Here is an 11,098-nt window from a genome sequence, read left to right as displayed (position 1 = left end):
CATTCGATCGGGCGGACGCGGTGAACAGGCTGCGCGCGGTGCTGCCCGCCGCGCTGGTGCCGCTGCTCGCGGTCGTACCCGCGCTGCCTGTGCGCACCTCGGGCAAGGTGGACCGGGCGGCGCTGCCCTGGCCGCTGCCGGGCGTCGAAGCGGACGGACCCGGGGGCCCGGCTGCGGACTTCACCGGGACCGAATCCTGGCTGGCGCAGCTATGGGGCGAGATCCTGGGAGCGCCGCCCGCCTCGCCCTCCGACGGCTTCTTCGCGCTCGGCGGCGGCAGCCTGGCCGCCGCGCAACTGGTCGCCCGAATCAGAACCCGTTATCCCGGTGTTTCGGTCGCGGACCTGTATCAGTACTCGACGCTCGGCGCTCTCGCCGTCCTGCTGGACCGGTCGGCTGCCGCGTCTGCGCAGGACGGCCCGCGCGTCGTCGAACCCACGCCGCGCCGCGCCGGGCTTGTGCAGAGCGCGGTACTTGCGCCCATGTACGCGCTGATCGGGGCGCGGTGGTGTGTCGCGCTCGCGGCGTTCAGCAATGTCCTGAGTTGGTACGGGCCGCACGCGTGGGCACCGGCCGTTTCCTGGTGGTGGGTGCTGCTCGGCTGGGTGCTGCTGATCAGCCCCGCTGGGCGCCTTGCGATCGCCGCGACCGGATCACGGATCTTGCTGCGCGGGGTCGGTCCCGGCACGTATCCGCGCGGCGGCGCCGTGCATCTGAGGCTCTGGACCGCGCAGCGCCTGGCCGATTCCAGCGGCGCGACCAGCCTGTCAGGGATCTGGCTGACCTGGTACGCCCGCGCTCTGGGCTGCCAGCTCGGCCCGGACGTCGACCTGCACTCCCTGCCGCCGGTCAGCGGAATGCTCAAGCTGGGCCGCGGGTGTGCGATCGGCACCGAAGTGGACCTGTCAGGGCACTGGCTCGACGGCGATCGGCTGCATCTGGGGCCGATCCGGGTCGGAGCGGGCGCAGTAGTCGGGACCCGCAGTGTCCTGATGCCGGGTGCCCGCGTCGGCAAGCGCGCCGAGATAGCGCCCGGCTCGGTCGTCTCCGCTGCCGCGACGGCCGGCACGGTGAAGACCGGTCAGCATTGGGCCGGAGTGCCCGCCGCGAAGACCGGCCGCGCGACGCGCTATCCCGGTGACCGCCCGGCGCGCAAGCCGCACTGGGCGCTGGCCTACTCGGGGACCGCCTTCGTGCTCAGCCTGCTGCCGCTGCTGGCCGCGCTTCCGGGCGTCCTGCTGATCGGCCTGGCCGTGCGCGGCGCCGCGAACCTGCCTGCGGCGCTCGGCTCCGCGCTTGCCGTTTCCCCGGCCGCCGCGCTCGCCGGTCTGCTGGCTTACGCCTTGCTGGTGCTGATCGCAGTACGGGCACTGAGTCTCGGGCTGCGCGCCGGGCGGCATCCGCTCTACGGCCGCGTCGCCTGGCAGGCCTGGACCACCGAACGGTTGATGGACGGCGCGCGCACCGTGCTCTTCCCGCTCTATGCCAGTTCCCTGACACCGCTTTGGCTACGCGCGCTGGGCATGAAGGTCGGGCGCGGCGTCGAGGCTTCGACGGTACTCGCGCTGCCGAGCATGACCACCGTGGGCGACGGCGCGTTCCTCGCCGACGACACCATGATCGCCTCCTACGAGCTCGGCGGCGGCTGGCTGCGCATCGACGAGGCCCGCATCGGCCCGCGCGCCTTCCTGGGCAACTCGGGCATGACCGCCGCCGGACGCAGGGTGCCGCGCGACGCACTGGTCGGCGTGCTGTCCGCCGCGCCGAAGAAGTCCAAGGCCGGGGATTCCTACCTCGGCATGCCGCCGATGAAGCTGCCGCGCGCCGTGGAAGCCGGCGACCAGAGCCGCACCTTCGAGCCTTCCCGCCGCCTGCTGATCGCGCGGGCGGCCGTGGAGCTGTGCCGGGTCGTGCCGGTGCTGTGCTCCGTCGCGCTCGCCCTGCTCGCGCTCGCCGTCTTCGCCGCAGCCGCGCAGGCGTGGGGCTGGTGGGCGGCCGGGCTGCTCGGCGCCGCGGTGCTGCCCGCGGCCGGAGTGGTCGCCTGCGCGCTCGCGATCGCCGCCAAGTGGCTGCTCGTCGGCCGGTTCACGACGGCGGAGCATCCGCTGTGGAGCGCGTTCATCTGGCGCAACGAACTGGCGGACACTTTCGTCGAGTCGCTCGCCGTGCCGTGGCTGGTGGGGGCCGTCGATGGCACCCCGCTGATGAACCTGTGGCTGCGCGGCCTCGGCGCGCGCATCGGGCGCGGTGTGTGGTGTGAGAGCCACTGGCTGCCGGAGGCAGATCTGGTGAGTCTGGGCGAGGGCGCGAGCGTCAACCGCGGCTGTGTGGTTCAGACGCATCTGTTCCATGATCGGATCATGCGCTTGGACGAGGTGCGGATCGAGGCCGGCGCCACCTTGGGCCCGCACGGCATCGCGCTGCCCGGCGCCACCCTCGGCGCGGGCGTCACGATCGGTCCCGCCTCACTCGTCATGCGCGGCGAGGCGGTCCCGGCGAACACCCGGTGGCTGGGCAACCCCATCGAGGCCTGGCCCGGAGCGGACTGATCCGTGTCGCACCATCAGGCCCCTGCTGGGCGAAGTGAAGGCGGAGCCGAAATGCGTGCCGGCACCGCGGATCCGTATTTCCCGGACCACGGTGACACGCGCTATCGGGTGCTGAGTTACGAGCTGGATTTGCGTTACCGTCCCGCCGGGAACAGGCTGTCCGCCACCGCCAGCCTGACCGCGGTGGCTACGGACGCTGACGTTCCACTGCGCGAGTTCGCTCTCGACCTCGCGGCGTTCCGCCTCGACCGGGTCACAGTCGACGGTGCCCCTGCCAAGTACACGCATCGCGGCGGGAAGCTTCGGGTGCGCCCCGCCGTGCCGCCGCAGCCTGGGGCCCGCTTCGCCGCGGTCATCCGTTACAGCGGCACTCCGCGTCCGGTGAACAGCGAGTGGGGCACCCTGGGCTGGGAGGAACTGAGCGATGGCGCGCTGGTCGCCTCCCAGCCGATCGGCGCGCCGTCCTGGTTTCCGTGCAACGACCGGCCCGCGGATAAGGCCTCTTACCGGATCGCCGTCACCGTTCCGCACGGCTACACGGTCGCAGCCAACGGCACGCTCGTCGCCTACGATGTCGCGGCCGGCACCACGAAGTGGGTGTACGAACAGCCTGCGCCGACCGCGAGCTATCTGGCCGCCGTGCAGATCGGTCGCTACAGCCGGACCCGGCTGACCGAGCACCCGGTGTCGCAGGACGCCGCGTACCCGGCCCGGCTGCGCGCCCGTTTCACGCACGACTTCGCCCGCCAACCGCAGATGATGCAGTTGTTCGAGGAGCTCTTCGGCCCGTACCCCTTCGCCGAATACACGGTCGTCGTGGTGGATGAGGACCTTGACATCCCGGTCGAAGCGCAGGGTTTGTCGACCTTCGGTGCCAATCACGTGGACGGCCGGCGCGGCAGCGAGCGACTGGTCGCGCACGAGCTGGCACATCAGTGGTTCGGCAACAGCCTCACGGTGGCCGACTGGCGGCACATCTGGCTCAACGAGGGCTTCGCCAAATACGCCGAATGGCTGTGGTCCGAACGCTGCGGCGACGGCGTGGCGAGCGCCGCGGACTTGGCCGCCGAATCCCACGCGCATCTAAGCAGGCTGCCACAGACCCTCCGGCTCGGCGATCCGGGCATGCGCAAGATGTTCGACGATCGGTTGTACCGGCGCGGCGGACTCGTCCTGCACGCACTGCGGCGCACACTCGGCGACGGGCCGTTCTTCGTCATGCTCAAACAATGGGCGATCGAGCACCGGCACGGCGTCGTCAGCACGTCCCGATTCATCGAGCACGCCAACCGTTACAGCGTCTACCGACTCGACGACCTGTTCACGCAATGGCTCGACGAGACGGCGCTCCCGCCACTGCCGTAGCGCGCTGGGGATGAGTACACGCACTCAGGCCCCGAGTGTCGTGCGTGCGCTGAAGGTGCCCTGCGCCCGCACACGTTCACCGGATCGGGGGAATGCGATCTCCGACACCACCGGAATCGCCACGGCCGTAAAACCGCCAGCCGAAGCCGGTGGGGCGGCGGTTATGCGCCAGCGGGCCGGACGCGTTTCCTGTCGCAGGCCTCGTAAAAATCGGTCAAACGTTCTCGCCGGATCGAGCATGTGCGCGAAGAAACCGGGCGCGCGCCGCCTGCGAGCTGTGCATTCATTTTTCTGCCTCTTGACGAAATCAAGCCGTGCTGCGCTGGACATAACGGCCCGCCGAGGCGAGGCTATAGCGCGGCTCTGCCGCAACATTGTTCCCACAGTCATTGTCAGGTCACAGGTGGTATTCAGTGTCGGATGTTGCTTTCGCGCGCCCGTGGCATCATTTCTACGCGCGCGGAGTTCCGCACACCGTCGACATACCGGACGTGCCGCTAACCCAACTGCTCGATGACGCGGCGGCCCGGTACGGCCGCCGCACCGCGCTGGTCTACTTCGGCCGGAAGATCACCTACGCACGACTGCTCAAGCTCGTCGACCTGTTCGCCGACGGTCTTGCCGGGCTCGGCGTGCGACGCGGCGACCGGGTCGCGCTGATCCTGCCGAACTGTCCGCAGTTCACCATCGCCTGGTTCGCCGTGCTGCGTCTCGGCGCGGTCGCCGTGCCGTTCAACCCGCTCTACACCGCCGACGAGATGCGCCACCAGCTGCACAACAGCGGGGCGACCGTCGCGATCGCGTTCGACCAGTCGTACGACCGCGTCGAGCGGATCCGTGCGGACACCCAGCTCAACCACGTCGTGCTCACCTCGCTGAGCGAGTATCTGCCGCGCAAGCTGCGCCTCGCGCTGCGACTGCCGCTGCGCCGCGCCCGCGAGGCAAAGGCGCGGCTGACCGCCGAGGTACCGCAAGACGCTGCGGTCCTCGACTGGAACGACATCTTCGAGCAGGCTCTCGGGCCCAGGCCGCAGACCAAGGTCAATCCAGAGCGGGCTATCGCCGCGCTGCTGTACACCGGGGGCACGACCGGCCGGCCGAAGGGCGCGATGCTCACCCATCGCAATCTGGTCGCCAACGCGCATCAGGTGATCGCCTGGGACCCGAACCTGGTCCCCGGCAAGGACGTGGCGATCGGCGTGCTGCCCGGCTTCCACGCCTACGGCCTGATCTTCGCGCTCACCGCGGTGCTCATCGGCGCGACCACGGTGCAGCTGCCGACCTTCGACCTCGAACTGCTGTTCCGGGCGACCAAGAAGCTGCACCCGACGATCTTCCCGGGCGTCCCGCCGATCTACTCGCAGATGCTCGCGGCGGACCGCAATGCGCTGCGGCCCTTCAAGAGCCTGAGGTCATGCATCTCGGGTGCGATGCGGCTGCCCTCTGAGACGGTGGACGCGTTCAAGGCCGCCACCGGCTGCCAACTGGTCGAGGGGTACGGCCTGACCGAGGCCGCGCCGGTGGTCTGCTGCAACCCGATCGGGGTGAACGCCCGCCCCGGCACCGTCGGCATTCCGCTGCCCAACACCGAAGTCATGATCATCGATGAGCATGACGGCGTCCGGGAGTTGCCGCCCGGCGAGGCCGGCGAGCTGATCGTGCGCGGACCGCAGATCTTCGCAGGGTACTGGCACGAGACCGCGGACACCGCGGTCATGCTGCGCAACGGCTGGCTGCGCACTGGGGACATCGCGGTGATGAGCCCGGACGGTTTCCTCACCATCATCGACCGCAAGCGGGATGTGATCATCGCCAGCGGATTCTCGGTGTTCCCGTCCGAGATTGAGGATGTGCTCATGGCGCTGCCGGCGGTCAGGGAGGCCGCGGTGGTCGGTGTGCCGGACTCGTACCGCGGCGAGACGGTCCTCGCCTGTGTGGTCCTCGAGGACGGCGCGCACGTCACCGAGCACGAGATCATCGAGCACTGTCAGGAGCACCTGGCCGCGTACAAGGTGCCGAAGGTCGTCGAGTTCCGCACCCAGCTGCCCTACAACATCATCGGCAAGGTGCTGCGACGCCTGGTGCGCGACGAGTACACCTCGCGAGCGGCCCTGGCAGACCCGCAGGCGAGCGCTGATCCGGGGTCTGATCCGGCGGCGCAGCCTGTGTCCGAGGCTGAATCTGAGTCTGAGTCTGGATCCGTGGCCGGGCCTGAGCCGGGGTCCGATGCTTAGCGCGTGCTGAGCGCCCGGCCGGCGCGGCGCGTCGTAACCGGCCGGCACAGGCTGTGCGGTGGACCGCCACCGGGCTGGATCAGTGCTGGAATTCGTCTGCGTATCTGGTTGCCGAGGCGGCGAAATCCGCGGCGATGCTCGGCACGCCCTTCGCCCGGATGACCGACATGTCGCTTGTGTAATAGCCCGCGGCCAGGAGAGCCGCACGATCGCCGGGCACCTTTTCGTCAGTGAACCGCTTGTCGAGCCAGCACAGGAAGCTGGCGACAGGGGGAACCGCGTCCTTCGGCTTCATGTAGTCGGCCTGCGGCGCCTTCGCCCAGGCGTGAAAGACGTCCGGCGTCCAGCCCGCGATGCCGAACGAGGCCGTCTGCGGATCGGAGAAGTTCGGATCGAAATTGCTCTCGGCCTTGAGGATTCCGGCGATCAGCGCGGGCGACACCTCCGGCGCGGCGCAGAGGTTCGCCGCGCTGTTGATGATGCCGCGATACTCCGCAGGCACCGCCGCGTGGGCACTCAGGCTCCCGGCGGCGGGCGGCGCGCTGGGGGAAACGTCGCTGGACAGCCACCAACCACCACCCGCTGCGGCGACAGCCGTGAGACTGGCAACGGAAATCAGTACACGAACACGGCGGCGCGACGTCCGGCTACCCGCGCCATTGCCGGTGGCCGCATCGGATCCGGGCCCTGAGTAAGCGCCACCGCGCTGGATCGCCTCGGCACCGTCAAGAACGTCGGTGATCGCGATCTGGTTGCGAACCGCCGGATCCGAGGTCAGGCAGTTCAGAATCAGCGACCGCCAGGCGGCCGGGATCCGGTCATCGAGCCTGAGCTGCGCAGTACCGCGCGCGTATGCCTGCACGGCAAAGGCGCGTGCCTGCGCACTCGTACCAGGGAACGGATACAGTCCGCCGGTAAGGACCTGATGCGCGAGCACCCCGAACGCCCACACGTCGGCGCTCGGACGTTGCGGAATGCCGCGCTCGCCGACGCGCTCGGACCACCACTCCGGCGGCAGATAGTCGGAGGAGCCGATGCGCGGAACATACGCATGCGTTCCCTCGACCCGCGCGGTGAGACCGAAGTCCGCCAGGCGTACCGAGCCGTCCGCCATGAGCAGCACGTTGCCGGGCTTCAGATCGCCGTGGATCCACCCGCGCGAATGCATCTCGACCAGAGCCCGGCAGACCTCGACGAGGATCCGCTCCGCCTCCGGCAACGCGGCGCCCGCCTCCGCGTCCACCAGCAGTTCCCTGAGACTGGTCTTGGCGCGGTCCATGACCAGCACGACCGCGCCGTCGAGCCGCGGGTCGCCGGGATCGCGCAGGGTGAGTACGGCGCGGGTATGGATCAGGTTGGCGTGATCGGCCAGCTTGCTGAATTCGGTCTCGCGTTCCACGATCTCGCCCAGCAACGAGCGCTGCGCCGGCGCGAGCTGCGCCGGGGGCAGGAACTTCAGCGCCACCGGATCATCGTGCGGGGCCACCGGTTCACCGCAGTAGACGCTGCCCCAACCGCCGTCGCCGAGCCGCTCACCGACCTGCCAGCGGTCGACCTGGTAACCGGCCGGCACGGTCACCGGCCGCGAGTGCGTCTCGTACGTCACAGCGCACTGCCCGCGGTGCGCCGCGATGGCAGCATGGACAGCTGCTCCTCGCGGACCAGATTGAAGCGCAGCGCCATGGCGACCACGGCCTCCCGTTTCCAGTCGAGGCGGGCCAGTTCCTCGGTGCCGGTGCGCTCCCGCACTCGCAACTTGCTGACGGCCAGATAGTCGATGTGGTAGTTCACGGCGGACGGCGTCAGCTCGGCGCACTCCGGAAGCGGCCGCAGCCGCGCGGCCACCTCGCTCACGTTCGGAATGGCCACGCTGGACGGGTCGCGCAGCCGGGGTTCGCACAGCGCCAGCAGCACCAGGAAATACTTCGCCGTCGGGTCGAGGGCGAACGGCATGACCGTGTACTCGCCCGCGCCGTGAGCCGATCCCGGAGCCAAGTACGTGTGCTGCGGCGCGAAGATCCGCAGCTGTACGAACCCGGATGTCAGCGGCAGCAGGATGCGGGACAGCTCGAACGGGATCGGCGCGCCGAGCCGACCGGGCGCGACCTTTACGTACTCGCCGGCGCCTTCGAGGTTCTCCACGACGTACGTGGTCGAGCGGCTCAGGTTCGAAAGCCGCCAGTGATCGTCGACCGCGGTGATCTCACCCGCGAAGCGCGAGACGCCCTCGCCGAGGATCCGGATGTCCGTCGCGCAGTCCGCCGAGCCGCGCCCGAAGGTGACCACTTCGCCGGGTCCGAGCGAGAGCAGCCGGGGCGCCTCGGGACGGTCGCGCAGGTTAGCTCCCAGGTCAGGAAGCTGCACAACCAACGTATCCACTGTGCCCCCGTGCATAGCTGATCGCGAGTTGGCGTACCGACCCCGTGTCGGTATGTGTCGTTTCGAAAGTCTAACGCAGGCATCCGGGCTTTGCCGAGAGGGCTAGCACGAGGGTGACAGTCCACTAACAAGGCAGGCTGGCCGGCCGGCATCCGGCGGCCGGCCAGCGGGCCCTTGATCAGTTCCGGTAGATGAATTGGTCAGGGTTACCGGATGAGGGCTGCATCGAACCGTCCTCGATGATGACGGCTACCGACTCCTGTTCAGGGCTCTGCAATGCAGATAGCCGTACCGCGCCGATCGCCTCATGCGGGAAGGCGAGGCAGAACACGTCGATGCGGCCGGCCGCGTCGGTCGTCATCGCCGGGACGGATACCGCATCGCGGGCGCACGGGGCGAGCACCGTACCGCTCGGGCTCTGCCAGGTCAGCGTGACGGCGGTTCTGGGCAGGAACCCGGTTCCAGTGACATGGGTGAGCATGCCCTGCGGGATGACCGCCGGATTGGCGATGATCCGGGCGCAGCCGACGACGAGGACCGATGCCGAGGCGCTGATCGGGAGGAAAGCCTGCGGCAGCTTCACGGCCGTGGTCGGCGGCCGCGCCGTCGCAGTGGACTGATGCTGACCGCAGGCGGGCGTGATGCCGCGGATCTGGCCGTGGATCGCGCCCGCCGCGTCGCTGGTCACGGTGGTGCGGTTCTGTCCGTCGAAGCCGAGATCGACGGTCCGGTTCGGCGGGAATCCGACGCCGCTCAGGTTCAGCGCCGCGGCGCCGCCGCCCGACACGACGGGGTTCGGCGTGACCGTTATCGACGGGCAGTACACGGCGATCGAGGCGGTGGCGAGTACCGGGCCGCCCTTGTCGATCGTCACCGAATCCTGACCGCAGACGGCGGCGCCGGCCGGCACCTGCAGATCTGTCGCGGGGAAGGTTCCGGCCCGGCTGACCTGCACCGTGCCAGCTATCACGCCCCGCAGCCGGATGGTGGCCGGGCCGGCCGGCAGCAGCGCGCCGTCGACGAAGAACCGGGTGAACTGGCGCAGCGTCGTCTCGATTGGGATGGCGTGGATCCGCGGCGGCGTGGGGGAGGAGACGCAGCCCAGGACGGTGACGTCGGCCGAGGCGGGGATCGGCGGGTCGCTCGGCACGGTAGCCCGCGCGCCGAGCGTGTGCGCCGCATTGGCGCGGCCGACGAACCCGGGCTCCACCGGCTCCGGCTGGGCAGTGGCCACGACCTGGTGATCGCCGCAAGCCAAGGCGAGTTGGGAGACCGTCTTATGCACCGATCCGGCGGCGTCGCTGGTGACGGTGCCGAATGCCTGCCCGTCGATGGTGAAGTCGATCGCCCGGTTGCCGGGGAATCCGACCCCTGCGATGGCCAGATCCGCCGGAGCGCCGCCGGAGAACACCGGGTTCGGCGTGACGGTGACCGAAGGACAGAACACGGCGATGACGGATTGGGCGACCGCCGGGGTGACGTCGTCGATCGTGACAGGATCCTGACCACAGGCCGCGGCCCCGGCCGGCACCGTGAAGACCGTCGGGGGGAACGTCCCATCGGTACCCACGGTGACCGTACCCGCCGTCACGCCACGCAGTTTGATCGTCGCCGGTCCCGCGGCCAGATCGAAGCCCTCGACCGAGAACTGGGTGAATTGCTCGATGCCTGTCTCGAAGGGATCGGCGAAGATCAGCGGCGGCGGCGCTGATGACGCGCAGCCGAGCACGGTGATCGTGCGCGTCACGGTGGGCAGCGGGTACGTCGTCGCCGCGGCCGCGAGGCGGCGCCGGATTTCTATCACCGGTCCAGCGGGCGGCTGGATCGTCACAGCGAGCTGATGCGCGCCGCAAGCGAGCGTGCTGCCGGTGACGGTCACCGGGGTCATCCGGCCGTTTTCGTCGCTGGCGGAGGCGGGCAGGGCCCGCCCGTCGATGGCCAGGGTGATGGTCCGGTCCGTGGCCATGCCGGTTGCGGTGATCTCGAGGTCTGTCGCCGTCCCGGCCGAGAAGACCGGGTTGGGGGTGATGGTCAGAGTCGGGCAGAGCACCGTGATCGTGGCCTGCGTGGTCACGCCGTCTATCGTCACGGCGTCCGAGCCGCATGCCGCCGCGCCGGTGGGCACCGGAAGGTCCGTGGGACCGAAGCTGCCTGTGGTGTCGCCCGGGTTCGCCGCGGACACGTGCACCGTTCCCGCGACGACGCCACGCAGCCGCACGGTCGCCTGTCCCAGCGGCAGGCTCGAACCGCTGACGGTGAACTGTGTGAACTGACTCAGCGTGGTTTCCCCGGGATCAGCGGTGATGAAGGGGCCGAAGATGGGGTCGGCGGGCGGGAGACTCGCCTGTGACGGCCCGGTCGGCAGCAGCGCCAGCGCGAGCAGCGGGACCGTCGCGATCAGCCGGCGCGTAGCGCGGCGCGGCACGACGTGTCGCCGATGAGGACTACGTGGCTGCACTGCGTCTCACCCATCCCGTGTGCCTGCCGGAGACTTGTCGCGCGCCGGCGCTGGCGGTGCCTTCCCCTACAGCTGAAACAGTAGGCTGATGGATGCTGCGCAGATACGCCCCG

6 protein-coding genes are annotated in these 11,098 nt (G+C 69.7%); 3 read left to right on the top strand and 3 right to left on the bottom strand.

Features of this window, described 5'->3' with window-relative positions:
* From VN779_RS00220 to VN779_RS00210, 3 genes are all read left to right on the top strand, one after another.
* Nucleotides 1-2,549 (top strand): Pls/PosA family non-ribosomal peptide synthetase (locus tag VN779_RS00220; protein ID WP_325718915.1); only part of this gene is annotated, 2,549 nt, incomplete at its 5' end.
* 51 nt (nt 2,550-2,600) lie between these two features.
* The gene (locus tag VN779_RS00215) at nt 2,601-3,914 is read left to right on the top strand and encodes a M1 family metallopeptidase (RefSeq protein ID WP_325718913.1); all 1,314 of its coding nucleotides are present in this window, start codon (nt 2,601-2,603) and stop codon (nt 3,912-3,914) included.
* 413 nt (nt 3,915-4,327) lie between these two features.
* Nucleotides 4,328-6,148: an AMP-binding protein gene (locus tag VN779_RS00210; RefSeq protein ID WP_325718911.1), complete on the top strand. Its 1,821-nt coding sequence runs from the start codon at nt 4,328-4,330 to the stop codon at nt 6,146-6,148.
* Nucleotides 6,149-6,227: 79 nt separating this feature from the next.
* Here the strand turns inward: VN779_RS00210 and VN779_RS00205 are convergent, their stop codons facing one another.
* From VN779_RS00205 to VN779_RS00195, 3 genes are all read right to left on the bottom strand, one after another.
* The gene (locus tag VN779_RS00205; protein WP_325718909.1) at nt 6,228-7,754 is read right to left on the bottom strand and encodes a serine/threonine-protein kinase; all 1,527 of its coding nucleotides are present in this window, start codon (nt 7,752-7,754) and stop codon (nt 6,228-6,230) included.
* Nucleotides 7,751-8,527, bottom strand: a complete 777-nt coding sequence (locus tag VN779_RS00200) for an FHA domain-containing protein (protein WP_414639536.1) — start codon at nt 8,525-8,527, stop codon at nt 7,751-7,753. The genes VN779_RS00205 and VN779_RS00200 overlap by 4 nt, the downstream gene beginning before the upstream one ends.
* Nucleotides 8,528-8,705: 178 nt before the next feature.
* Complete coding sequence (locus tag VN779_RS00195) at nt 8,706-10,952, bottom strand: hypothetical protein (RefSeq protein WP_325718907.1); 2,247 nt, start codon at nt 10,950-10,952, stop codon at nt 8,706-8,708.
* Nucleotides 10,953-11,098: the final 146 nt, after the last annotated feature.

Origin of the sequence: Actinocrinis sp. (assembly GCF_035605935.1) — a bacterium.
Lineage (GTDB): Bacteria > Actinomycetota > Actinomycetes > Streptomycetales > Catenulisporaceae > Actinocrinis.
This window is presented reverse-complemented; position numbering and strand designations above follow the sequence as displayed.

Excerpts from the sequence above, each read along its gene's own strand:
- VN779_RS00215 (WP_325718913.1), top strand. The coding sequence starts at position 2,601 with ATGCGTGCCGGCACCGCGGATCCGTATTTCCCGGACCACGGTGACACG.